General features: G+C 56.1%; 26 protein-coding genes. 6 read left to right on the top strand and 20 right to left on the bottom strand.

Features of this window, described 5'->3' with window-relative positions; genetic code table 11:
• Positions 1-87: 87 nt before the first annotated feature.
• The 7 genes from acpP to yceD form a co-directional block, all read right to left on the bottom strand.
• The gene (gene acpP / locus BFV67_RS08135; RefSeq protein ID WP_003857954.1) at positions 88-324 is read right to left on the bottom strand and encodes an acyl carrier protein; all 237 of its coding nucleotides are present in this window, start codon (positions 322-324) and stop codon (positions 88-90) included.
• Positions 325-478: 154 nt separating this feature from the next.
• Entirely contained in the window at positions 479-1,213 is a 735-nt protein-coding gene (fabG, locus tag BFV67_RS08130) for a 3-oxoacyl-ACP reductase FabG (RefSeq protein WP_008500795.1), read from the bottom strand.
• Positions 1,214-1,225: 12 nt separating this feature from the next.
• On the bottom strand, positions 1,226-2,155 hold the full coding sequence (gene fabD / locus BFV67_RS08125) for an ACP S-malonyltransferase (protein WP_069598125.1): 930 nt from the start codon (positions 2,153-2,155) through the stop codon (positions 1,226-1,228).
• A gap of 15 nt (positions 2,156-2,170) precedes the next feature.
• Positions 2,171-3,124 (bottom strand): beta-ketoacyl-ACP synthase III, encoded by a 954-nt coding sequence (locus tag BFV67_RS08120; RefSeq protein ID WP_008500797.1) that lies wholly within the window; start codon positions 3,122-3,124, stop codon positions 2,171-2,173.
• Between the two features lie 6 nt (positions 3,125-3,130).
• A complete protein-coding gene (gene plsX, locus BFV67_RS08115) occupies positions 3,131-4,165 on the bottom strand; it encodes a phosphate acyltransferase PlsX (RefSeq protein WP_021240758.1) in 1,035 nt (344 codons plus the stop codon).
• A gap of 80 nt (positions 4,166-4,245) precedes the next feature.
• Positions 4,246-4,419: a 50S ribosomal protein L32 gene (gene rpmF, locus BFV67_RS08110; RefSeq protein ID WP_003857964.1), complete on the bottom strand. Its 174-nt coding sequence runs from the start codon at positions 4,417-4,419 to the stop codon at positions 4,246-4,248.
• A gap of 16 nt (positions 4,420-4,435) precedes the next feature.
• Entirely contained in the window at positions 4,436-4,957 is a 522-nt protein-coding gene (gene yceD, locus BFV67_RS08105) for a 23S rRNA accumulation protein YceD (RefSeq protein ID WP_021240759.1), read from the bottom strand.
• A gap of 140 nt (positions 4,958-5,097) precedes the next feature.
• On the opposite strand from yceD, the gene BFV67_RS08100 reads away from it, so the two are divergent.
• The gene (locus BFV67_RS08100; protein WP_032622831.1) at positions 5,098-5,682 is read left to right on the top strand and encodes a Maf family protein; all 585 of its coding nucleotides are present in this window, start codon (positions 5,098-5,100) and stop codon (positions 5,680-5,682) included.
• A gap of 76 nt (positions 5,683-5,758) precedes the next feature.
• Here BFV67_RS08100 and rluC read toward each other — a convergent pair whose 3' ends face one another.
• The gene (gene rluC / locus BFV67_RS08095; RefSeq protein WP_021240761.1) at positions 5,759-6,706 is read right to left on the bottom strand and encodes a 23S rRNA pseudouridine(955/2504/2580) synthase RluC; all 948 of its coding nucleotides are present in this window, start codon (positions 6,704-6,706) and stop codon (positions 5,759-5,761) included.
• Positions 6,707-7,278: 572 nt separating this feature from the next.
• Here rluC and rne point away from each other — a divergent pair.
• Positions 7,279-10,398, top strand: a complete 3,120-nt coding sequence (rne, locus tag BFV67_RS08090; protein WP_055321341.1) for a ribonuclease E — start codon at positions 7,279-7,281, stop codon at positions 10,396-10,398.
• 46 nt (positions 10,399-10,444) lie between these two features.
• On the opposite strand, the gene BFV67_RS08085 is transcribed toward rne, so the two are convergent.
• Positions 10,445-11,347, bottom strand: a complete 903-nt coding sequence (locus BFV67_RS08085) for a LysR family transcriptional regulator (protein ID WP_418251753.1) — start codon at positions 11,345-11,347, stop codon at positions 10,445-10,447.
• 145 nt (positions 11,348-11,492) lie between these two features.
• Here BFV67_RS08085 and BFV67_RS08080 point away from each other — a divergent pair, with 145 nt between their 5' ends.
• Positions 11,493-12,707: an MFS transporter gene (locus tag BFV67_RS08080; RefSeq protein WP_069598123.1), complete on the top strand. Its 1,215-nt coding sequence runs from the start codon at positions 11,493-11,495 to the stop codon at positions 12,705-12,707.
• 75 nt (positions 12,708-12,782) lie between these two features.
• Here BFV67_RS08080 and flgL read toward each other — a convergent pair whose 3' ends face one another.
• The 11 genes from flgL to flgB all read right to left on the bottom strand — a co-directional run bounded on the left by flgL (position 12,783) and on the right by flgB (position 22,637).
• A complete protein-coding gene (gene flgL, locus BFV67_RS08075) occupies positions 12,783-13,736 on the bottom strand; it encodes a flagellar hook-associated protein FlgL (protein WP_008500805.1) in 954 nt (317 codons plus the stop codon).
• Positions 13,737-13,750: 14 nt separating this feature from the next.
• Positions 13,751-15,391 (bottom strand): flagellar hook-associated protein FlgK, encoded by a 1,641-nt coding sequence (flgK, locus tag BFV67_RS08070; RefSeq protein ID WP_045352905.1) that lies wholly within the window; start codon positions 15,389-15,391, stop codon positions 13,751-13,753.
• 75 nt (positions 15,392-15,466) lie between these two features.
• Positions 15,467-16,420: a flagellar assembly peptidoglycan hydrolase FlgJ gene (gene flgJ, locus BFV67_RS08065; RefSeq protein ID WP_021240767.1), complete on the bottom strand. Its 954-nt coding sequence runs from the start codon at positions 16,418-16,420 to the stop codon at positions 15,467-15,469.
• On the bottom strand, positions 16,420-17,517 hold the full coding sequence (locus BFV67_RS08060) for a flagellar basal body P-ring protein FlgI (RefSeq protein ID WP_008500808.1): 1,098 nt from the start codon (positions 17,515-17,517) through the stop codon (positions 16,420-16,422). The genes flgJ and BFV67_RS08060 overlap by 1 nt, the downstream gene beginning before the upstream one ends.
• A 12-nt stretch (positions 17,518-17,529) precedes the next feature.
• Complete coding sequence (flgH, locus tag BFV67_RS08055) at positions 17,530-18,228, bottom strand: flagellar basal body L-ring protein FlgH (protein ID WP_084833287.1); 699 nt, start codon at positions 18,226-18,228, stop codon at positions 17,530-17,532.
• A 57-nt stretch (positions 18,229-18,285) separates the two neighbouring features.
• Positions 18,286-19,068, bottom strand: a complete 783-nt coding sequence (gene flgG, locus BFV67_RS08050; protein ID WP_008500810.1) for a flagellar basal-body rod protein FlgG — start codon at positions 19,066-19,068, stop codon at positions 18,286-18,288.
• Positions 19,069-19,079: 11 nt separating this feature from the next.
• Positions 19,080-19,835: a flagellar basal body rod protein FlgF gene (locus tag BFV67_RS08045; protein WP_008500811.1), complete on the bottom strand. Its 756-nt coding sequence runs from the start codon at positions 19,833-19,835 to the stop codon at positions 19,080-19,082.
• 20 nt (positions 19,836-19,855) lie between these two features.
• Positions 19,856-21,064 carry a flagellar hook protein FlgE gene (gene flgE / locus BFV67_RS08040; protein ID WP_008500812.1) on the bottom strand — a complete coding sequence of 403 codons (1,209 nt, stop codon included), beginning with the start codon at positions 21,062-21,064 and terminating at the stop codon, positions 19,856-19,858.
• Positions 21,065-21,090: 26 nt separating this feature from the next.
• Positions 21,091-21,801 (bottom strand): flagellar hook assembly protein FlgD, encoded by a 711-nt coding sequence (flgD, locus tag BFV67_RS08035; RefSeq protein WP_021240768.1) that lies wholly within the window; start codon positions 21,799-21,801, stop codon positions 21,091-21,093.
• Positions 21,802-21,812: 11 nt separating this feature from the next.
• Positions 21,813-22,217, bottom strand: coding sequence for a flagellar basal body rod protein FlgC (gene flgC / locus BFV67_RS08030; protein WP_008500814.1), 405 nt, complete (start codon positions 22,215-22,217; stop codon positions 21,813-21,815).
• A gap of 3 nt (positions 22,218-22,220) precedes the next feature.
• On the bottom strand, positions 22,221-22,637 hold the full coding sequence (flgB, locus tag BFV67_RS08025) for a flagellar basal body rod protein FlgB (protein WP_008500815.1): 417 nt from the start codon (positions 22,635-22,637) through the stop codon (positions 22,221-22,223).
• Positions 22,638-22,794: 157 nt separating this feature from the next.
• Here flgB and flgA point away from each other — a divergent pair, with 157 nt between their 5' ends.
• From flgA to flgN, 3 genes are all read left to right on the top strand, one after another.
• On the top strand, positions 22,795-23,454 hold the full coding sequence (gene flgA / locus BFV67_RS08020) for a flagellar basal body P-ring formation chaperone FlgA (RefSeq protein WP_023292792.1): 660 nt from the start codon (positions 22,795-22,797) through the stop codon (positions 23,452-23,454).
• A 93-nt stretch (positions 23,455-23,547) separates the two neighbouring features.
• A complete protein-coding gene (gene flgM / locus BFV67_RS08015; RefSeq protein WP_008500817.1) occupies positions 23,548-23,841 on the top strand; it encodes a flagellar biosynthesis anti-sigma factor FlgM in 294 nt (97 codons plus the stop codon).
• 4 nt (positions 23,842-23,845) lie between these two features.
• Entirely contained in the window at positions 23,846-24,271 is a 426-nt protein-coding gene (gene flgN / locus BFV67_RS08010) for a flagella biosynthesis chaperone FlgN (protein WP_008500818.1), read from the top strand.
• The last annotated feature ends 12 nt before the right edge of the window (positions 24,272-24,283 follow it).

Below are 24,283 nucleotides of genomic sequence, written 5' to 3'. Positions count from 1 at the left end.
GTCCTCCAGGGAGGGATAAAAAAAGAGATTCGTGGGACTAAAAAAGATAAAACTCAGGCGGTCGAATGACCGCCTGGAGATGTTCACTTACGCCTGGTGGCCGTTGATGTAATCAATGGCAGCCTGAACGGTGGTGATTTTCTCAGCTTCTTCGTCCGGAATCTCAGTATCAAACTCTTCTTCCAGAGCCATTACCAGCTCAACGGTGTCAAGAGAATCTGCGCCCAGGTCTTCAACGAAGGAAGCGGAGTTCACAACTTCTTCCTGCTTAACGCCCAGCTGTTCGCCGATAATTTTCTTAACGCGTTCTTCGATAGTGCTCATACTCTTAAATTTCCTATCAAAACTCGCTTTCGCGATGGTTTTCGTAGTGTATAAAATGTTGAAAAATTTGCAACTAAATCCCGGCAGGTCTTACCACGATTTTACGTTATTTTGAGGCCATTTGCCCTAATAACGCAAATATTTTCGATCGTGATTAAACCATGTACATCCCGCCGTTGACGTGGAGGGTCTCACCAGTGATGTAACCCGCTTCGTCAGAGGCTAAAAATGCAACCGCACTGGCGATTTCTTTAGGGTCGCCAAGACGACCCGCCGGAACTGCCGCCAGTGTACCCGCACGCTGCTCATCGGTCAGCGCACGCGTCATGTCCGTTTCAATAAAGCCCGGAGCAACAACGTTTACAGTAATCCCGCGGGACGCGACTTCACGCGCCAGCGATTTACTGAAACCGATCAGACCTGCTTTCGCCGCAGCGTAGTTAGCCTGACCAGCATTTCCCATGGTACCAACCACAGAACCAACAGTGATAATACGACCATGACGCTTTTTCATCATAGCGCGCATTACCGCTTTTGACAGACGGAATACAGATGACAGGTTGGTTTCGATAATATCGTTCCACTCGTCATCTTTCATTCGCATCAGAAGGTTGTCGCGAGTGATCCCGGCATTATTGACCAGAATATCCACTTCACCAAACTCTGCGCGAATATTTTCCAGAACAGATTCGATAGATGCTGGTTCGGTCACATTCAGTACCAGACCTTTACCGTTCGCACCCAGATACTCGCTGATGGCCTGCGCGCCATTCTCGCTGGTTGCTGTACCAATCACCTTCGCGCCGCGCGCAACCAGTGTTTCAGCAATTGCACGCCCGATACCGCGGCTTGCGCCAGTCACCAGGGCGATTTTTCCTTCAAAACTCATGGTATTCCTCTTTTATTGCGAGAGTGCCGCTGACATCGCTTCCGGCTCGTTAATCGCCGAGGCTGTCAGGGTGTCAACAATACGTTTCGTCAGACCGGTGAGGACTTTCCCTGGGCCGACTTCATACAGATGCTCAACGCCCTGAGCGGCCATAAACTCAACGGTTTTGGTCCACTGTACCGGGCTGTAGAGCTGGCGAACCAGTGCGTCGCGGATAGCTTCCGGCGCGGTTTCGCATTTCACATCGACGTTGTTCACAACGGCAATCGTCGGTGCGTTAAATGTAATTTTTTCCAGCTCAACCGCCAGTTTCTCGGCGGCTGGCTTCATTAACGCACAGTGGGACGGCACGCTGACCGGCAGCGGCAGCGCGCGTTTCGCGCCAGCAGCTTTACAGGCAGCATCGGCACGCTCAACCGCTTCTTTATGACCAGCGATAACCACCTGGCCCGGCGAGTTGAAGTTAACCGGTGAAACCACCTGCCCTTCAGCAGATTCTTCACACGCTTTTGCAATCGCAGCATCATCCAGACCGATGATAGCAGACATGCCACCTGTGCCTTCTGGCACCGCTTCCTGCATGAATTTACCGCGCAGTTCCACCAGACGTACGGCGTCAGCAAACGCGATCACACCGGCACAGACCAGCGCTGAGTATTCACCCAGACTATGGCCCGCGAGCAGCGCTGGCGCTTTACCGCCCTGCTGCTGCCAGACACGCCACAGCGCAACGGACGCTGTCAGCAGCGCTGGCTGTGTCTGCCAGGTTTTGTTCAGTTCTTCGGCCGGGCCCTGCTGGGTCAGCGCCCATAAATCATAACCCAGTGCATCAGAAGCTTCACGGAAAGTCTCTTCAATGACCGGATAGTGTGCTGCCATTTCAGACAACATCCCAACGGTTTGAGAGCCCTGACCCGGGAACACAAAAGCAAATTGCGTCATTTTTTATTCCTTATCCTAGAAACGAACCAGCGCGGAACCCCAGGTGAACCCGCCACCGAAGGCTTCAAGCAAGACCAGCTGGCCCCGTTTGATTCGCCCGTCGCGTACCGCTTCATCAAATGCGCACGGTACTGACGCCGCAGAGGTGTTGCCGTGACGATCCAGCGTCACCACAACGTTATCCATCGACATGCCCAGCTTTTTCGCGGTCGCGCTGATGATACGCAGGTTCGCCTGATGCGGCACCAGCCAGTCGAGCGCGGAGCGCTCAAGGTTATTCGCTTCCAGCGTTTCATCAACAATGTGCGCAAGCTCAGTCACCGCCACCTTGAACACCTCGTTCCCTGCCATGGTCAGGTAAATCGAGTTGTCCGGATTAACGCGATCGGCGTTAGGCAGGGTCAAAAGCTCACCGTAGCTGCCATCAGCATGCAGATGCGTAGAGATGATACCCGGCTCTTCGGACTGCCCCAGCAGCACCGCGCCCGCACCATCACCAAAAATAATGATCGTTCCGCGATCGGTTGGATCGCAGGTACGCGCCAGCACGTCAGCACCGATCACCAGCGCATATTTAACGGCTCCGGACTTCACGTACTGATCGGCAACGCTCAGCGCATAGGTAAAACCTGCGCACGCAGCGGCAACGTCAAACGCCGGGCAACCTTTAATGCCGAGCATATTCTGCACCTGGCATGCCGCGCTTGGGAAAGCATGTGTAGCAGACGTCGTGGCCACCACGATCAAACCGATCTGTTCTTTATCAATGCCCGCCATCTCGATAGCACGCTGTGCGGCTTCGTAACCCATGGTGGACACGGTTTCGTCTGGCGCGGCGATACGACGTTCACGGATACCTGTGCGCGTGACAATCCACTCGTCAGACGTATCTACCATTTTTTCCAGATCGGCGTTGGTACGCACTTGTTTTGGCAGGTAGCTGCCGGTACCTAAAATCTTCGTATACATGTACGCTCAGTCACTTTTAGCTAATACAGATTCCAGGCGAGCGGCAATCCGCTGAGGGACTTGTCGCTGCACCGCCTGCACTGCCTGTTCAATGGCGACAGAAAATGCTCGCTGATTGGCGGCGCCATGACTCTTAATCACGATGCCGCGCAATCCTAACAGACAGGCGCCATTATACTGGTCGGGGTTGAGGTGACTGAATCGCCGCGTCAGGCTCTTTTGTAACCAACGCTTCAATAAAATCAGCCACCAGGCGCTTTTTTTGCCCTCTCCCTGTGATTTCAGCAGAGAAAGAAACATCCGCACGACCCCTTCCATGGTCTTCAACGTTACGTTTCCGGTGAAGCCATCGCAGACCAGAACATCCGTTTTACCCGTCAACAACTCATTGGCTTCGAGATAACCAATATAGTTGATGGAGGGAACCTGTTTGAGCAATTCAGCTGCTTCGCGAATGCTGTCCAGGCCTTTGGTCTCTTCTTCACCAATGTTCAGTAACGCAACACGGGGAGTGTTGATCCCGACCACTTCTTCTGCCAGCACCGATCCCATTACGGCAAACTGAGCCAGCATTGTACTATCACAATCGACGTTCGCGCCCAAATCAAGCACCACCGTCTTGCCCTTCTGCTGATGCGGCAACACCGTCACCAGCGCCGGGCGCTCAATACCGTCAATCGGTTTGAGCAACAATTTCGCCAGTCCCATCAGCGCGCCGGTATTACCCGCGCTGACGCAAGCCTGGGCTCGTCCTTCTTTCACCAGCTCCAGCGCTATCCGCATCGAGCTGCCGCGGCTGTTGCGAATCGCCTGCGAGGGTCGGGCATCACTGGCAATAACTGACTGCGCAGGAATAATCTGCAGACGTGAACGTTGTTCAAAGTCAGCTTTTGCAAGTAATGGCGTGATTGCGTCGGGATTGCCGACTAAAAGAAGAGTGAGTTGCGAATTAGAATTCAGTGCCTGCAATGCTGCAGGCACTGTCACGGAAGGGCCAAAATCTCCCCCCATGACATCTAACGCCAGGGTTAGACGTGTCAAGGTATCGTCGCAGCCTGGTTCGGTAAGTTCCCCGTTTGCACGGGGAGCTCCTCACTAAGCCTAATCACGCTGACGCGTGATTACTTAGTGATAACCTTGCGGCCGCGGTAGAAACCGTCAGCGGTGATGTGGTGACGCAGGTGTTTCTCACCAGAAGTCTTGTCTACAGACAGGCTGGTAACTGCAGTCAGCGCGTCATGGGAACGACGCATGCCACGTTTGGAACGGGTTGGTTTATTCTGTTGTACGGCCATGGACCTTACTCCTCAATTACTTACGCTTTAAGCTGGCTAATACGGCAAATGGGTTTGGTTTTTGCGCTTCATCAGGCAGTTCCCCAAAGACCATGTCCGCCTCGGACACTTCACAGTGTTCAGAATCATGCACCGGAACAACTGGCAAGGAGAGGATGATTTCATCTTCAACCAGAGCCAGAAGATCGATTTCACCGAATTCGTTAACCTCAATCGGCTCATACGCTTCCGGGAGTGCTTCAGCCTGTTCGTCAGAACGAACCGGACTGAAACAATACGTTGTGTGAACATGCTGTACAAACGGTTTCCCGCAACGCTGACACTCGAGCGTTACCGTCACCTTTGCATCACCGGTTAACACGGCGAGGCGCTGGTTGTCGATAGCGAACGACATGGAGCATTCTACATCACTGTCCACACTGACTACGGATTCGGCAATACGCTCAGCCTGATCGGAAGTATAGATACCTTCGTAATCGAGGCGTTTTTGAGCCGTACGTACCGGATCAAGAGTCAGGGGTAATTTTACCTTTTGCATAGGGCGCGCATATTAACTTTGTAACGTCATAGAGTCAAAGAAAAAGGCAACCAGAGCTGCCTTTTGCCAATTATTCGCACACATTGCGGCCTGTAGTTTAAAATGGCTGGCATCGATACGCTATATCTGGTGATAAAAATATGCCAAATCTCGTCCTTGCTTCCACGTCTCCCTACCGCCGAATGCTGCTGGAAAAGCTCGGGATCCCGTTTGAATGCGCTGCACCAGACGTGGATGAGACGCCACAGCCGGGCGAGTCACCGCGCCATCTGGTGACGCGTCTTGCTAAGGAGAAGGCGCAGTCGCTGGCCGCACGCTATCCTTCGCATTTGATTATAGGCTCCGATCAGGTTTGCGTGCTGGACGGCGAAATCACCGGCAAGCCGCATACAGAGGAAAATGCCTGCCAGCAGCTTCTGCGCGCGCGCGGTACTATCGTGACCTTCTATACGGGCCTCGCCCTCTATAACGCCGCGTCAGGCCATCTGCAAACCGAGTGCGAGCCGTTCGACGTACACTTCCGTCATCTCAGCGAGCAAGAGATTATGGATTATGTGCGTCGTGAGCGTCCGCTGAACTGCGCGGGGAGCTTTAAAAGTGAGGGGCTGGGGATTGCGCTGTTCGACAAGCTGGACGGTCGGGATCCGAACACCCTGGTGGGGTTACCGCTGATTGCCTTGTGTCAGATGTTACGGCGAGAAGAGTGTAATCCGCTGACGATGTGACCTTCGCCGGGTGGCGCTGCGCTGACCCGGCCTACAAAACCGTAGGCCCGTGCAAGCGCAGCGCCGCCGGGCAAAATCAGCCACGCAGAACCTTCAGGCAGCGTTTCAACTGCTCATCCAGCGGCGCTTCAATACGGATGACTTCACCGGTATTTGGGTGGGTAAACTTCAGCGCTGCCGCATGCAGGAACAGACGCGATAGCCCCGTTCCCGCCAGCTGCTTATCAAACTCGCGGTCGCCATAGCGGTCATCAAACGCGATGGGGTGCCCTGCAAACTGCGTATGTACGCGGATCTGGTGGGTACGGCCGGTCACCGGACTGCAGCGCACCAGCGTGGCAAACTCATAGCGCTCTTCAACCTTAAAGCGCGTCTCAGACGGTTTCCCTTCCTGGCTGACGCGGACAATACGCTCGCCGCTTTGCAGAATGTTCTTCAGCAGCGGCGCCTGCACCACTTTTACATGGGACTGCCACTGGCCGCGCACCAGCGCCAGGTAGTCTTTCTGCATCCCTTTTTCACGCAGCTGTTCATGCAGGGAACGCAGCGCAGAACGTTTTTTCGCTACCAGCAGCACGCCAGAGGTGTCACGGTCGAGACGGTGCACCAGTTCAAGGAAACGCGCTTCCGGGCGCAGGGCGCGGAGCCCTTCAATCACACCGAAGCTCAGGCCGCTACCGCCATGGACTGCCGTTCCTGACGGTTTATTCAGCACCAGAATGTGGTCATCTTCGTAAAGGATGACATCGCTCAGGGCCGCCACTTTCTGTAGCTTCGGTGAAACGGTCTCTTCTTCACGCTCTGCCACGCGCACCGGTGGAATGCGCACTTCATCCCCCGCCTCGAGTTTGTACTCGGGCTTCACGCGTTTTTTGTTCACCCGCACTTCGCCCTTACGCAGGATGCGGTAAATCATGCTCTTTGGCACCCCTTTCAACTGGGTGCGCAAGAAGTTATCGATACGTTGCCCCGCTTCATCTTCGGCGATGGCAACCATTTTTACGGCTGGAGTCTCTGTTTTCATGGTTGGCGATTCTAAATATCGTCAGCCATTAGCGCCACTCATTTTTCTATGCTTATATTTACTTTTATCCGGCCTGCGCCCCGTTTCACGCAATCGATTTGGTGGTTATTAAACCAATCACCACCTTGAGGTGAAGAAACTGTGAGTAACCGGGTGATAATTGGTAAAAGTCATCTTGCTATAACCCGGCGAGCAGTGGAATAATGAGGTCGTTTTCCGCGTTAAATCCGGGTTTTGTAAGGATGTCGACGGAATGACCAATTTTGTCTGACCGATCATCCACGCAGCAATGGCGTAAGACGTATTGATCTTTCAGGCAGTTAGCGGGCTGCGGGTTGCAGTACTTCCCGGTATAAGGATTGTTCTCTGGAGAGTTCTACCCAGGCAATTCCCCTGATAATTGCGCTGTGTTTCCGTATGAAACACAGGCAACCGACACTCTGCGCCTCTTAAGCGAGCGACAACCGTGAGGTTGGCGACGTGAACAGACACGAGGCCATCGGTTCATACCCCGGAAAGCGTCACCTTGCCCGCAGCTTTGTCGTCAATGTAAGAATAACGAGTAAGTTACGATGAAAAGAATGTTAATCAACGCAACTCAGCAAGAAGAGTTGCGTGTCGCCCTTGTGGATGGGCAGCGCCTGTACGATCTGGATATCGAAAGTCCTGGACACGAACAGAAAAAAGCGAACATTTACAAAGGCAAAATCACCCGCATTGAACCAAGCCTTGAAGCTGCATTTGTCGATTACGGTGCTGAGCGTCATGGTTTCCTCCCTCTGAAAGAAATCGCCCGCGAATATTTCCCTGCAAACTACAACGCCCATGGCCGCCCAAACATCAAAGATGTTCTGCGTGAAGGTCAGGAAGTTATCGTTCAGATTGATAAAGAAGAACGTGGCAACAAAGGTGCCGCACTGACAACCTTTATCAGCCTGGCGGGGAGCTATCTGGTGCTGATGCCAAACAACCCGCGTGCGGGTGGTATCTCTCGCCGTATCGAAGGTGATGACCGTACCGAGCTGAAAGAAGCACTGGCAAGCCTTGAACTGCCTGACGGCATGGGGCTTATCGTGCGTACCGCAGGCGTCGGGAAATCCGCCGAAGCGCTGCAGTGGGACCTCAGCTTCCGTTTGAAACACTGGGAAGCCATCCAGAAAGCAGCGGAAAGCCGCCCTGCTCCGTTCCTGATCCACCAGGAAAGCAACGTGATCGTGCGTGCCTTCCGTGACTACCTGCGTCAGGACATCGGTGAGATTCTGATCGATAACCCGAAAGTGCTTGAGCTGGCGCGCCAGCACATCGCCGCGCTGGGCCGTCCGGATTTCACCAGCAAAATTAAGCTGTATACCGGTGAAATCCCGCTGTTCAGCCACTATCAGATCGAATCCCAGATTGAGTCCGCCTTCCAGCGTGAAGTGCGTCTGCCATCCGGCGGTTCTATCGTTATCGATACCACTGAAGCGCTGACCGCTATCGACATCAACTCCGCGCGTGCAACCCGCGGCGGCGACATCGAAGAGACCGCCTTCAACACCAACCTTGAAGCCGCTGATGAAATCGCGCGCCAGCTCCGCCTGCGCGACCTGGGTGGTCTGATTGTTATCGACTTCATCGACATGACCCCTGTTCGTCACCAGCGTGCGGTAGAAAACCGTCTGCGCGAAGCGGTGCGTCAGGATCGTGCGCGTATTCAGATTAGCCATATCTCACGCTTTGGCCTGCTGGAGATGTCCCGTCAGCGTCTGAGCCCATCGCTGGGTGAGTCCAGCCATCACGTCTGCCCACGCTGCTCCGGCACCGGCACCGTGCGTGATAACGAATCGCTGTCCCTCTCTATCCTGCGTCTGATTGAAGAAGAAGCGCTGAAAGAGAATACCAAAGAGGTTCACGCGATTGTGCCTGTGCCAATTGCGTCCTACCTGTTGAACGAAAAACGTGCTGCGGTCAGTGCCATTGAAGCGCGTCAGGGCGGCGTTCGCTGCATCATCGTGCCAAACGATCAGATGGAAACCCCGCACTACCACGTGCTGCGTGTCCGTAAAGGTGAAGAGACGTCAACGCTCAGCTACCTGCTGCCGAAGCTGCACGAAGAAGAGATGGCCCTGCCATCTGATGACGAGCCAGCAGAGCGTAAGCTGCCAGAGCAGCCTGCGTTAGCGACCTTCATCATGCCAGAAGCCCCACCGGAAGCCGCCCTGGAAAAACCAGCGGCCAAACCTGCGGCGCAGAAACCAGAAGCGACGGCAGCGAAAGCACAGCCAGCGCAGCCGGGTCTGCTGAGCCGCTTCTTCGGCGCGCTGAAGAAGATGTTTGCCGGTGAGGAAGTTCAGCCAGAGCAGCCGAAAGAAGAGCCAAAAGCGGCCAAGCCTGAACGTCAGCAGGACCGCCGTAAGCGTCAGAACAACCGCCGCGACCGTAATGACCGTAGCGATCGTAATGAGCGCAACGAGCGTCGTGACAACCGTGACAACCGCTCTGACAATAACGAAGGCCGTGAGCAACGCGAAGACAACCGCCGCAACCGTCGCGAGAAACAGCAGCAGAATGTTGAAGATCGTGAAATTCGCCAGCAGGCGGGCGATGAGTCTGAGAAGAGCAAACAGCGTGACGACCAGCAGCCGCGCCGTGAACGCAACCGTCGCCGTAACGACGAGAAGCGTCAGGCACAGCAGGAAGTCAAAAACCTGAACCGCGAAGAGCCTGTTGAACAGCAGGACGGCGAGCAGGAAGAACGTACTCAGGTCATGCCGCGCCGTAAGCAGCGCCAGCTTGCTCAGAAAGTCCGTTTCGCCTCTGAAGCAACCGAAGAGACAGCAAACGTTGCGGTTGAAACTCGCGAGAGCGCAACCGGTACGCAGCTGGCAAAAGTTGACCTGCCAGCGGTCGTTGATAACAACATTGAGCAGGATGAAAACGGTGAAAACCGTGATAACGCCGGTATGCCGCGCCGTTCACGTCGTTCCCCACGTCATCTGCGCGTCAGCGGTCAGCGCCGTCGTCGCTATCGTGACGAGCGGTACCCGACTCAGTCTCCAATGCCGCTGACCGTTGCATGTGCTTCACCAGAAATGGCTTCCGGCAAAGTCTGGATCCGCTACCCTGTTGCTCGCCCGGAGCAGGTTGTTGAAGAACAGCCGGTAACGGAAGAGGTCATTGCACCTGTAGCAGCGGTAGAAGAGGTCGTGACTGAAACGGCAACCGTGGTTGAACCTCAGGTTGTTGAAACTGAAGCACCTCAGGCCGCGGACGTCGAAACCACGCATCCCGAAGTGATTGCCGCGCCGGTTGATGCCGCACCGCAGCTTATTGCTGAAGAAGATGTCGTGGTGGCTGAGGAAATCGCTGAAGAGGCTGAACCTGTAGCCGCGGTAGAAGAAGCCGCTGAAACCCTCGTCGAAACCACCGCTGAAGAGGTCGTTGAGGACGTTGAGATTCAGGTTGAACCGGTTGTTGAAGAGCCGAAAGCGCCTGAAGTGAAACCTGAGCCGGTTGTCTCTGCGCCAGCCGCTGCCCACGTGGCGACAGCACCAATGACCCGCGCCCCGGCGCCGGATTACGTGCCTGAAGCGCCGCGTCACAGCGACTGGGTTCGCCCGGCCTTCAGCTTCGAAGGTAAAGGCGCAGCCGGTGGTCATAGTGCAACGCATCAGGCGACTGCACCGGCAACGCGTCCACAGTCTGTCGAATAACGACAAACGACACTGAAGTAAAAAGCCGACCCTTGGGTCGGCTTTTTTATGGCTGCTGAACAGGCTTTCTCATCCCGGTCACCTCCGGCATGACCTGCCGCATCAACTCCAGAAATCGCCGCAAGCGTGCCGGATAATAACGGGACCAGGGATAAACCAGATGTACCGGTAGCGCCGCGGGCTGCCACTCGGGCAGCAAATGCACCAGCCGCCCTTCCCGAATATCGTCCTGTACCGTCCAGCTGGATACCACGGCCACGCCAAGGCCGGTAAGTGCCGTATTGCGTGCGACATAGAGGCTGTCGGTGCTGAGCCGTGGCGTAATAGCAATCCGCGCGGTGGCGGACGAAGCATCGTGAAAAAGCTCCACGTGGCGCTGGTAGAAAGAGCTGATGGCTATCCAGGGAAACTGCTGCAAATCCTCCGGCATATTCACCGCCGGGAAGCGGGCCAGCAGTGCCGGAGAAGCCACCACCGAGCGCGGCACCTCCGCCAGCAGTACGGATACGGTTGCCGGATCGACCTCCACGCCTACCCGAATAGCACAGTCAAGGTTGTCGCCGAGGAAATCCGCCGACCGATCGTTGAGCATCCACTCAATCGAAAGCTGCGGATAGCGTTGCAAAAATTCGGTTACGGGTTTCAGAAGCTGATCCTGACCAAATGCGTGCGGTGCCCGCACCCGCAGCACGCCTACCGGCTCATCTTCCGTCTGCCCTACCTCATCCTCCAGCGCCAGCCAGCTGTCAATCACCCGACGGGCGTGCTGGTAGCAGCGCTCGCCGTCATCCGTTAGCCGCGTCGTGTGGGTGGTGCGCAACATCAGGCGCACGCCCAGCATGGTTTCAAGCGACTGCAGCCGTCGGCTTACCGTGGCCTGGGTTGTTGCCAGCTGCCGCGCCGCCGCAGAGAGCGAACCCGCCTCAACAATGCGGACAAACGTCCGCATTAGCTCAACTCTGTCTATACGCTCAGCTCTTTTCATCGCATTTTCACTTATACGTTCAACGTATAAGCGTTTTACCACCGGGCCCGCTACCGTCGCAAGGCGTGCTGATAAAAAATAGCCTCACACGATGAATGAGGAACAACTTATGAACACAACAACGACTCCCCATGCTGTAAGCCGCTGGGTGATCTTTATGCTGGCTCTGGGGGCTGGTTTCAGCGTGGCATCAATCTATTACGCGCAGCCCCTGCTGCCGCTGATGGGTGCCGACCTGCATTTGAGTATTGAAGGTATGGGCCTGGTGCCAACATTAACGCAGGCAGGCTACGCGCTTGGCATCCTGTTCCTGCTTCCTCTGGGCGATCGCCACGACCGCAGGACGTTAATTTTGATCAAAAGCGCGGCGCTGGCGCTGTTTCTTCTCGGCTGTAGCCTGACCGGGCAGATCCATTCCCTGCTGCTGGCAAGCCTGCTTATCGGCATGGCCGCCACCATGGCGCAGGATATCGTCCCTGCCGCGGCCATCCTTGCGCCGGAAGGTAAACAGGGGAAAACCGTGGGCACGGTAATGACCGGCCTGCTGATGGGTATCTTATTATCAAGAACCGTGAGCGGCGTGGTGGGCGAAGCGTTTGGCTGGCGCGTCATGTACCAGCTGGCAGCGGCGAGCATTGCGTTCATCGGGGTAATGATGTGGTTTGTACTTCCCCGTTTTGCCATTCACTCCACGCTGAGCTACCCCGCGCTGATGCGCTCGATGGAACACCTGTGGCGTCGCTACCCGGCGCTGCGCCGCGCGGCGCTGGCTCAGGGTTTCCTGTCGATTGCCTTTAGCGCCTTCTGGTCAACGCTTGCGGTCATGCTGCTGGAACGCTATCACCTGGGTAGTGCCGTCGCAGGTGGTTTTGGTATTGCCGGTGCCGCGGGTGCGTTAGCTGCCCCACTGGCGGGGGGGCTGGCGGACAAACTGGGGGCAGGAAAAGTCACGCAGCTTGGTGCCGTTCTTGTGACCGTCTCTTTCGCCCTGATGTTCCTGATGCCCGCGCTGGGCGTTCATGGACAGCTGATGCTGATCGCCATCTCTGCCGTCGGATTCGACCTGGGCCTGCAGTCCAGCCTGGTCGCCCATCAGAACCTGGTGTACAGCCTTGAACCGCAGGCGCGTGGTCGTCTCAACGCCCTGCTCTTTACGGTCGTCTTTATCGGGATGGCCCTGGGGTCCGCGTTAGGCAGCAATATCTACTCGCTGGCTGGCTGGACGGGTGTGGTCGCACTGGCCACCGTCTGTGGCGTCATTGCGCTGGTCATCCGTCTGATAGAAAGCGCGCGTGTCGCCTCAGTAACGGTAGAAGTCGCATAAAAAAAATGCCCAATCCAGACGGATTGGGCAGCAAAACATGCCCAGTTTCAAGACATGTTCTAAGAGGTCAAGATGTTATTTGTTCAGCTGAAACAGAGACATGCCCTGCATATCGCTAAACGCTTTATAAGACGCCTGCAAGGCCGCCTGCTGCATGGTGTAAGAGGAAATCGCTTCGTTCCAGTCGACATCCACCAGGTCGCTCATCTGCTTGGTCTGGCCCAGCGCGCGGTCATCGCCCAGCGTATCGAGTTTTTCCAGCTCGTTCATCTTGGTGCCCACATCCGCGACGACCGTCAGGATATTGTTCTGGGAGTTTTTGATGCCGATTTGCGCATTAGCAATCACCTGGCTTTGCGCCGTTGCAGCAGCCGGATCGTTCTCAATCGGCGTCTTCAGCGACGCGATGGCAGAATCCAGGATTTTGAACATGTTCGTCTGGCCATATCCACCGCCCGGTAGCTCTTCCGCATTACTGGTAATGCTTTCGAAAATCTGCTGCCCGGTATGGCTAATGGTCATATTTCGCGCCGTATCAACCTGCTGCGTGATGGCCTCTGCGCCGCCGTTATAATCCCCGGTCGCCGCATCAAACGGTGCACTCTCGGTTTTGTATCCCGCAAAGATAAAGCGACCATTACCATCCGTCGTGTTGGCCAGGTTCATAAGCTGATCGCGGATCCCCTGAATATCGGTCGCCAGAGAAAGGCGGTCGTCATCGCTTAATGTGCCGTTCGACGCATAAACGAGCTTCTCGCGCACGCTTGAGAGCGCGGTGTTCACCTGCGTTAACACGTTATCTTCCAGCGAGACTTTTTGCGTGGCGAAGGTACGTGCAAGCGCGAACTGGCTGTTTTGCGACTGCGATTGTGACAGAACGATGGCCTGCGACGCGGCGATAGGATCGTCCGAAGGACGGTTAACGCGCTTACCGGTGGACATCTGCTCACCGTAGCTCAGCCATCTGCTCTGGGAATCGGTGATCCCGCGCATGTTCTGCTCATACATCATCTGGGTGCTAATACGCATTATTCACCTCAACCTTAACGAATGTTGATAATTGCATCGAAGAGCGTACTGGCAGTCTGGAGAACCTGGGCGTTCGCCAGGTAATACTGCTGATAACGCTGCAAATTGCCATACTCTTCGTCGAGGTTTACCCCAGAGATGGTCTGCTGCTGCTTGATTAACTGCGTTTCCACATTCGCTTTCGTCTGGCTGCTCACCTTCAGTGACGCCGTTGAGCTACCGACTGTACTGACGAGAGAGGCATACGCATCGTTAAAGGTTTTATTCCCACCCACAACTTTCGCGTTTTGAAGATCAAGCAGTTTCTGGCCATTACGGTTATCACTTTCGCCGCCGTTCTGCACGGACGCCATCGCCAGTTTGGACTCGTCGCTGATCGCCAGATCCATGTTCATGATGACGTCGGAAACCGGCTTCACGGTAAAGCTGTCTTTGGTATTTGCCGTGCCGCTCACGTTGACGTTAAGACCATCAAACGACAGGTTGCCGCTGGCATCCGGGCTCATCGTAAAGCTGGTTTTGTCTGATGTACGGGTGATCGTCCAGTCAGTGCCGTTGAACTGCAGCTTATAGTCTGTCGCCTGGACCTGTTTGCTGTCCGCCACAGAGGCGGTAACAACCGCCGACCCGCCGTTCTTGCTGTTGGACAGCACCGCCGGAGAACCAAAGTTGAACAGCTTACCGCCCGCATCACCGTTAGCGTCAAAGCCAGCCTCATGCTGCGTGTTCATCGAATCGGCAAAGGCCAGCGCCATCTGGTTCAGGGTGTTACGAGCTTTATCCAGATCTTCCGTGCGGAAGGTCAGTAAACCGCCCAAAGAACCGGTGGTGATCATCTTTTCCGGGATCTCTACGTTCCCGGCCACGTCATCGACATAGGCTACGGTAGTACGAGCCGGATCGGCACTCGACTTCACGGCAGCCAGCTGGTTGGCTTTGCTGCCTTGTACCAGGCTGTAACCGTTGCCGAAAGAGATGTTAAACGTACCACTATCCTGAACAGACACTTCCACGCCGACGATTTTGTTCAGCTCATTGACGAGCTGATCGCGCTGATCAAGCAGGTCGTTAGGCGATGCGCCCGCACCGACGCCGGTCAGACGGGAAATCTGATCGTTCAGATTGGCAATCTGTTTGGCATAGTTGTTGATCTGCGACACGCTGGTTGAAATCGCGGTATTCACCTGCGTATCCTGGTCACGAAGATACTGATCGTTGGTTTTGAACTGATTGACCAGACCGCCCGCTTTACCCAGCACCGTCTGACGCGCCGCCGGATCTTCCGCGTTGCTCACCAGGGTTTGCAGACTTTTGAAGAAGTCCTGCAGCGTGGTGGAAAGCGAGTTGGTGGTATCGGAGAGCACATCGTCGATTTTTGACATCTGCTGATAGCGCGTCGTCAGGCCGCTGCTCTGCGTCTGTGCGGCGCGCAGCTGATTGGTGATGAAGGCGTCATACTCACGCTGGACACCGGAGACATACACCCCGTTACCCACCCAGCCACCGCCGGTCAGCGTGCTGTTAGATGCGCCCAGCACCGTGGTCTGGCGGGTATAGCCTGCCACGTTATAGCTTGAAATATTATTACTGACGGTATTGAGTGCCGACTGCGCAGCACTGAGGCCACTCATGGCGCTGTTAATCAAACTGGACATGGGGGTTCCTTTTATACGTTCAGACACGAGTCCTGATGAAGGTTATCGGCAACCTCCACCGGGACTTGAGAACTTTCAGAACAGATTTTCAATATCTGTGCTATAGGCTTTGCTGACCTTCTCGCCCATGGATTTCAGCTGCTGGATCATGCTGGTGAGCTTACGCGCATAGTTCGGGTCGGTCGCGTAGCCCGCGTTTTGCAGCGCCTGAGCGCCCTGCTCCGCCGTCGCCGCCTGCGTCACGGCGGTATAGCGCGGATTTCGGCTCAGCAGGCCAACATAATCGGACAACGCTTCCAGATACGAGCTGTAGACGCGGAATTTGGCTTTGACCTTCACCGCCGCGCCGTTCTCGTATTCGGTGGTTGTGATCTCCGTAGTTGGCCCCTTCCAGCTGGAGGTGGCCTTCACACCGAAGATGTTGAAGCTCGGTTCGCCGTTTTCCTTGCGGATCTGGCGCTGACCCCAGCCCGACTCCAGCGCGGCCTGCGCCAGAATCAGGTGATGCGGCACGCCGCTCTGTTCACTGGCAAGCCGTGCCGGCAGAGAAAGCTGCGCCAGGAAGTCTTTGCTGTCACCGGAGAGCGGCTCATCGCCGCTGCCCGTGGCTTTCGGCATGGCTTTACGCACCATTTGCGTCAGAGCCTGGTTCTGATAGCTGGTCACCGTTTCCAGGTCGAACTTCATCGGTACCTGCTGCGGCTGATCCTGAGGCTGAATGCCCTGCGCGGCTTCGGTCTGCTTGACAATCATGTCAGCCAGACCGAGGCCTTTCCCGGCGGTCATCTGCTGCGCAATCTGCTGGTCATACATGCTGGTGTAGAGACGCGTTGAATCACTGCTGAACATCCCGTCTTTCGGCAGGGTTTCACGCATGCTCTTCAGCATCATCTGTACAAACATTCCTTCCACCTGGCGGGCGACCGGGCGGATATTCGCCGCCGGGTCTTTGCCTGCTTTGGTTTTCAGTTCGTTGAGCGACTGGGCGTCCCAGGCTGCACTGGTCAACAATTTGCTATCGGTCAGCATTAAATGATTTCCAGTTTGGCGCGCAGGCAGCCCGCGCTTTGCATCGATTGCAGGATGGACATCAGATCCATCGGCGTTGCGCCCAGGGCGTTCAGGGCGCGCACCACGCTGTTCAGGTTGGCGCTTGATCGCACGCTCTGTAAAGACCCACCGCTCTGACGTAAATCAATCTGCGTTTGCGGGGTTACCACCGTCTGACCACCGCCAAACGGCGTGTCCGGCTGGCTGACGTTAGCGGAGCGGTTCACCGTCACCGACAGGTTCCCCTGCGCCACGGCACAGCTGTCGAGCGACACTTCCCGGTTCATCACCACCGAGCCGGTACGGGAGTTGATGATCACCTTCGCATCCTGGACCGGAACGTTCACTTCCATATTCTGGATATCGGCCAGCATGCGCACCTGGTTGCTGCTGCCGGTGGAGGTACGGATCTGCACGGTACGCGCATCAAGTGCCGTGGCATTACCGTAGCCACGGCTGCGGTTGATGGTATCGGCAATCTGCTGCGCCATCGTGAAGTCTTCATTATTGAGCTGCAGGTTAATGGTGTTGCCCGCGCCAAACTGGGTCGGCAGTTCACGCTCAATGATCGCCCCGTTGGTAATCCGTCCGCCGTTGAGCTGGTTCACCTGCACGCTGCTTCCGCCTGCGGATGCACCCGCACCGCCGACCAGAATGTTCCCCTGCGCCAGCGCATAAACCTGGCTGTCGACGCCTTTCAGCGGAGTCATCAGCAGCGTACCGCCGCGCAGGCTTTTGGCGTTACCCATTGAGGAGACTACCACGTCAATGGTCTGTCCCTGACGCGCAAACGCCGGGTAGGACGCGGTGACCATTACTGCCGCCACGTTTTTCAGCTGCATGTTAGTTCCCGCCGGCACGGTAATGCCGAGCTGGGAAAGCATGTTGTTCAGACTTTGGGTGGTAAAGGGGGTCTGGGTCGTCTGGTCACCGGTACCGTCCAGCCCCACCACCAGGCCATAGCCAATCAGCGAGTTTTCACGCACGCCCTGAACGCTGGTGAGATCGCGAATACGGTCAGCCTGGGCAAAGGTAGCCACCAGCGCGAGCGCCACGGCGAAGATCGATTTAAACATGGGTCACCTCGCTTACATCGGCGATAAGTTAAGGAAGAAGCGCTGCAGCCAACCCATATTCTGCGCTTCATTAATGTAGCCGTTACCGACGTACTCAATGCGCGCATCCGCCACCTGGGTGGACGGAACGGTGTTGGTGCCGCTGATGGTGCGAGGGTTAACCACGCCCGAGAAGCGAATGAATTCAGTGCCCTGGTTGATGGCGATCTGTTTTTCACCCACCACGTGTAAGTTGCCGTTAACCAGTACCTGGTCAACCGTGACCGTCAGCGTGCCGCTGAAGGTGTTGCTGGCGTTCGCGCCACCTTTACCGTTAAAGGTGTTGCCGCCAGAGGCATCGACATCAGCACGCGCGTTGCCGAACAGTCCCTGCAGGTAGCGCGGGACGGTATCGAAGCCAAAATTCGTTTTGCCATCGCGGCTGGCGTTCGCCGACGAGCTCTTGCTCGCGCTGACGTTTTCCTGCAGCACAATGGTCAATGTATCGCCGACGTTACGCGGGCGGCGATCTTCAAACAGCGGCTGATAGCCGTAATTAATCGGCTGCGCGGTCTGGAAAATGGAGCCGTTGACTACTGGCGCAGGGCCAGGAACGGGTTGGGCAGTCGTCGCACCCTGGACCAAAGGTTTAGACGGGATCCAGGCACACCCGCTGAGGGTGACGACCAGAACAGTCAGAATCGGATAACGAAACGCCGCGTTTTTTTGCATTGCCTTCATCTTCGAAAACAGGGAGCCGGCGCGGCGTTTACCGCACCGGGCTACACCTTAGAGTTGCGTCAGTTTCTGCAGCATCTGGTCGGTCGTCGACACTGCTTTACTGTTAATTTCATACGCGCGCTGAACCTGGATCATATTCACCAGCTCTTCCGCCACGTTCACGTTGGAGGTTTCAACATAGCCCTGATACAGCAGGCCCGCGCCGTTCAGGCCCGGGGTGCTCTCATTTGGCGTACCGGAGGATTGCGTCTCGGTGTAGAGGTTCTCACCAATGCTTTCCAGACCGGTATCGTTCATGAAGGTGGTCAGGTTGAGCTGCCCAACCTGAACCGGCGCAGCCTGCCCCTGCTGGGTTACGCTGACCACACCGTCACGTCCGATGGTAATGCTCAGGGCGTTCGCCGGGATGGTAATCGCAGGCTGAACCTGGAAACCGCCCGCCGTCACCAGCTGGCCGTTCTGATCGACCTGGAACGAGCCGTCGCGGGTGTAGGCAGAAGTCCCGTCAGGCAGCTGCACCTGGAAGAAGCCCTGGCCTTTGATCGCCACGTCTTTGCTGTTGTTGGTCTGAGACAGGTTGCCCTGGCTGTGCAGACGCTCGGTCGCCACCGGACGAACACCGGTACCGATCTGCAGGCCCGATGGCAGCGTCGTCTGTTCAGAAGACTGCGCGCCCGGCTGGCGGATGGTTTGATAAAGCAAATCTTCGAAAACGGCGCGCTGACGCTTGAAACCATTGGTGCTCACGTTTGCCAGGTTGTTGGCAATCACGTCCATATTGGTTTGCTGGGCGTCCAGGCCAGTTTTCGCGATCCATAAAGAACTGATCATAAGGAATCCTGTTAGCTCATAGCCAGAAGTTGGTTAGCCTTGCCCGCGTTTTCATCGACACTGCTGATGATCTTCATCTGCATTTCAAAACGACGGGCGCTGGCGATCATGTCGGTCATGGCTTCGACCGGCTTGACGTTACTGCCTTCCAGAACACCGGACATCACGCGGATGCTCGGATCGGCCTGTAAGGTGGCCCCCCGCGTCGCCTGCGCCGCCTGGGTCAGACGGAACATGCCGTCGTCGCCACGCTGCACCTCTTTGCCTTCCGCCTTGACCAGCTTCAGACGACCGACGGGCGCAACGGTATTTGCCGGGTCGCCAGGGTTGAGCGCCGAAATGGTGCCGTCCGCAGCGATAGTCAGCTCAGAGCCTTCCGGTACGGTCAGCGGACCCGCTTCCCCCATCACCGGATGCCCCTGAATCGTCAGCTGGCCCGTCGCGCTCACCTGGATGTTCCCGTTACGGGTATAGCCTTCGCTACCGTCCGCCGTTTGCACCGCCAGCCAGCCGTCCTGCTGCAGAGCCACGTCCAGCGGGCGTGAGGTGTAATCCATCTGCCCTGGCGTCATATCGGCGCCAGGGGTTGATGCCGTCACCAGCGTACGGGTCGGCAGGGAAAGCCCTTCTACCGGCACCGCGCGCAGCGCATTAAGCTGCGCGCGAAAGCCCGGCGTTGAGGCGTTTGCCAGGTTGCTGGCGGTAACGGCCTGCTGATTGAGCGTCTGACTTGCCGCGCCCATCGCGGTATATATTGCGTGATCCATTGCGCTTTCCTGTTAGCCGCTTAACGCAGGTTAACCAGCGTGTTGAGGATCTGATCCTGGGTTTTGATGGTCTGCGCGTTCGACTGATAGTTACGCTGCGCGACGATCATGTTCACCAGCTCTTTACTCAGATCGACGTTAGAGGCTTCCAGCGCACCGTTGGTCAGCGTGCCGAAGTTACCGCTTCCGGCAGTACCCAGCAGCGCCACGCCGGAGGACTGGGTGGCAGACCAGACGTTGTCGCCTTCCGATTTCAGACCTTCGTTGTTGGCGAAGTTTGCCAGCACGATCTGGCCCAGAACCTGGGTCTGTTCGTTGGAATAGTTACCGACCACAGTGCCGTCGTCATTGATTTGGTAGCTCACCAGGTCGCCTGGTTTAAAACCATTCTGGCTGGTCGCGACGATATTGTTCGCACCGGTGTTCTGCTGCATGGAGTTAGCAAAACTCATGGCGAAGGTCGCTGGCGTCGCACCTGGGATGGTCGCGGTAGTGATGTTGATATTTCCACCACCGGTCAGCGTACCGTTATTATCAAAGGTCAGCGTGGTGGCGAGTGCCGCCGTGCTGCCTGCGACGCTACCGTCCTGGGCATACACTTTCCAGGAGTTAGCTGGGGTCGCATCTTTGACATAAAACAGGTTCATGTTGTGCGCATTACCCTGGCTATCAAAGACGGTCACCGTACCTTTTTTGTTGTACGTGTCCGGATTAGCCGGATCAAAGGCGGTGGTCGGCGCGGTATCGGTGGAATTCAGGTTAATCTGCTGGGAAGCCGTGGTGGTGGACTTCGCGGCCATCAGCGTGGTTGGGATATTAATGACCTGTGGGTTCGCCCCGGTCTGAACCGTTGATGGCGTCCCGGCAACCGGATAACCGGTTAACTGCATCCCCTGCATGTTCACCAGGTTACGGTTTTCATCCAGCTTGAACTGGCCGTTACGGCTGTAGAACACAGAGCCGTTGGAGTCGACCATACGGAAGAAACCGTTCTGGCTGATGGCGACGTCCAGACCACGACCGGTGTTGGTGGTGGTGCCGTCGCTAAAGTCCTGAGTGATGCCCGCAACTTTCACGCCCAGGCCGACTTTGGAACCGGCAAACATGTCTGCAAAGGAAGCAGAACCGGATTTAAAACCATAGGTCGCGGAGTTGGCGATGTTGTTGCCAATGACGTCCAGGTTGGTGGCCGCAGCATTCAGGCCGCTGACCGCTTGAGAAAAGGCCATGACTTACTCCTGATAAGTGTTAAGGCTTAGATAATCTGCCGAACTTCGTCGAGTGTGGTGGAACCAGAGGTTCCCAAATCCAGTTTGTTGCCGTCGCTTCCTTTAATCACGCCCTGGACCAGCGCGAACTGCAGCGGCTGCGCCACCAGCTGGGTCGTCCCGTTGCTGGCGCTGATCGCGACTTTGTAAGCACCGTTTGGTGCTTTCGTGCCGTCGGTCAGGCTGCCATCCCACGTAAAGGTGTGAACGCCCGCCTTCAGCTCACCGATATCAATGGTGCGCACAACCGTGCCGTTGCTGTCGGTAATGGTTGCGGTAACTTTCTCCGCCGCCTGCTGCAGCTCAACGCCAAACGGCGTTGTGGTCGTTGTGGTGTTGCCTTCGGTAGTGCTGGTGCCTGCCAGAATCGTGGTTCCCGGGATCATCACCCCGTGGCCAATCAGGCTTGCCGCCTGCAGAGACTGGGCGCTATTAATCTGTCCAGAGACGGAACCAAGGGTGGTGTTGAGTTTCTCAATGCCGCTAACGGTGCTGATCTGCGCAAGCTGCGTGGTCAGTTCGTTGTTCTGCATCGGGTTAGTGGGGTCCTGGTTCTTAAGCTGCGCCACCAGCAGCGTCAGAAAGCTGCCCTGAAGATCGGCGGCGTTACTCCCCGTCAGGGAGTTAGAACCCGTCGTACTCTTTGTGTTGTTAACACCCGAGTTCGTCGGATCATTCACATTTACGGCGATGGACATGCATGTCTCCTTTACTGGCCGAGAGTGAGTGTTTTGAGCATCATGCTCTTCACGGTATTAAGCACTTCGACGTTGGCCTGGTAGCTACGGGAAGCCGACATGGAGTTCACCATCTCACCCACCACATCCACGTTTGGCATCTTCACGTATCCGCTGGCATCCGCCAGTGGGTTACCCGGCTCATACACCAGTCTGTCCGGGGCCTGGCTCTCCACCACATCCGAGACCTTCACGCCGCCCGTCGCCGCGCCTGGCGCAGCATCGACCTGAAAGACTACCTGTTTGGCACGATAAGGCTGGCCGTCGGGTCCGGTGACGCTGTCGGCGTTCGCGAGGTTACTGGCGGCCACGTTCAGGCGCTTGGACTGTGCGGTTAACGCCGAACCGGCGATATCAAAAATATTCAGCAAGGCCATCTATCAGTTCCCCCCCTGCAGGACGTTCATCATGCCTTTGATTTGTCCGCCGAGTACGGTCAGGCCCGTCTGGTATTTCAGGCTGTTGTCGGCAAACTGGGTACGCTCCCGGTCCATATCCACGGTGTTACCGTCGAGTGAGGGCTGATCGGGAATGCGATAAAGTAAATCGGTCGCTGGCGCAGTCATCGCCTGAGCAGGAATATGGCGAGAGGATGTCATGGCAAGTGCAACACCCGTTCCTTCGGCACGTCCACGCTCCATCACCTTTTTGAGTTCACTGGAAAAATCAATATCGCGCGCCTGATACCCCGGGGTATCGGCGTTAGCGATATTGGCGGCTAAAATCTCCTGCCGCTGGGCGCGTAAGTTGAGCGCTTCCTGCTGAAAACGTAACGCGGCGTCGAGTTTATCGAGCATGTCTCCTCCGCTGATGGCAAAATTTCAGTTCACAGCTTAAATCTCACCCGGTCTCCCCTATCGACGGAATAAGCGCAAAATGCGTCGCTATTTATTCCGTTGATGCAAAACCACTACAGGTAGAATTCGTTCAACTCTGGAAACGGTGGAACTTGCGATGCAAACGTTAAAACGTGGTCTGGTGGCGACTCTCTTGCTGTTAAGCCCTCTGGCGCAGGCTGAAGGGTTACAGGATCGGCTAACGGCTTTTTTTGCCGAAAAACTGGCAGGCTTTAGCGATGACGTGACCGTTACCGTGCGCACGCCACCGAATCTGTACCCGACGTGCGACCAGCCGTCCTTCAGCGTGGTAGGGTTCACAAAGCTATGGGGGAATGTGAACGTGCTGGCACGCTGCGCCAACGAAAAACGCTATTTACAGGTTGCCGTTCAGGCGACGGGCAATTATGTTGTCGCCGCCGTGCCCATTGCGCGCGGCAGCGTACTGCAGACAAACAGCGTGACCTTGAAGCGCGGCCGTCTGGATCAACTGCCGCCACGCACCATGCTGGATATTAACCAGGCTCAGGACGCCGTCAGCCTGCGCGACGTCGCGCCAGGCCAGCCGATACAGATCTCCATGCTGCGTCAGGCATGGCGGGTAAAAGCAGGCCAACAGGTGATGGTGGTGGCCAACGGAGATGGCTTTAGCATCAACAGTGAAGGGAAAGCGTTGAACAATGCCGCGGTGGCGCAAAACGCCCGCGTCAGAATGTCCTCAGGCCAGGTGGTGAGCGGAACCGTCGATGCTGATGGGAATATTCTGATTAACCTATAATCTTTTTAAAGATTTCGCGGCGCGTGCCGATAAATATTCCACTAATGATGATGTCAGGCGCAAACGCCGCGAACCCTCGATGAGGACAACACTATGAGCATTGATCGTACATCAGCCCTGAAGCCGGTAAGCGCTGTACAACCTCGCGAAACGAATGACGCAACGGCGCAGAAAACGCGCCTGGAAAAACCGTCAACGTCCAACAGCACCAGCGTGACCCTGAGCGACGCGCAGGCAAAACTGATGCAGCCGGGCAGCAACGATATCAATATGGAACGTGTTGAAGCGCTGAAAACGGCTATTCGTAACGGTGAGCTGAAAATGGACACCAGCAAAATCGCTGACGCCCTGATTCAGGAAGCACAGAGTTTCTTACAGAGTAACTAACCGTATGAGTCGACTGTCAGAAATACTGGATCAAATGACGGTTGTCCTGAACGACCTGAAAACGGTAATGGACGCTGAACAGCAGCATCTCTCTTCCGGTCACATCAACGGCAGCGCGCTGCAGCGTATTACTGAAGACAAAAGTTCGCTTCTGGCAACGCTGGATTATCTGGAACAACAGCGACGCGCTGAGCAAGATCCTAAGCGCAGCGCCAATGACGATATTATTGAGCGCTGGCAGACCATTACCGAAAAAACTCAGCACCTGCGCGATCTTAACCAGCATAACGGCTGGCTACTGGAAGGGCAGATTGAGCGTAATCAGCAGGCGCTTGAGGTGTTGAAACCGCATAAAGAAACCGGTCTGTACGGTGCGGATGGTCAGACGGCGACGGCGCGTATTGCAGGTGTGAAAAAGATTTCGATTTGACGCATAAGCGAC

Source organism: Enterobacter roggenkampii, assembly GCF_001729805.1.
Classification (GTDB): domain Bacteria; phylum Pseudomonadota; class Gammaproteobacteria; order Enterobacterales; family Enterobacteriaceae; genus Enterobacter; species Enterobacter roggenkampii.
Note: the sequence above shows the minus strand (reverse complement) of the source record. Positions and strands in the feature narration are given on the sequence as shown.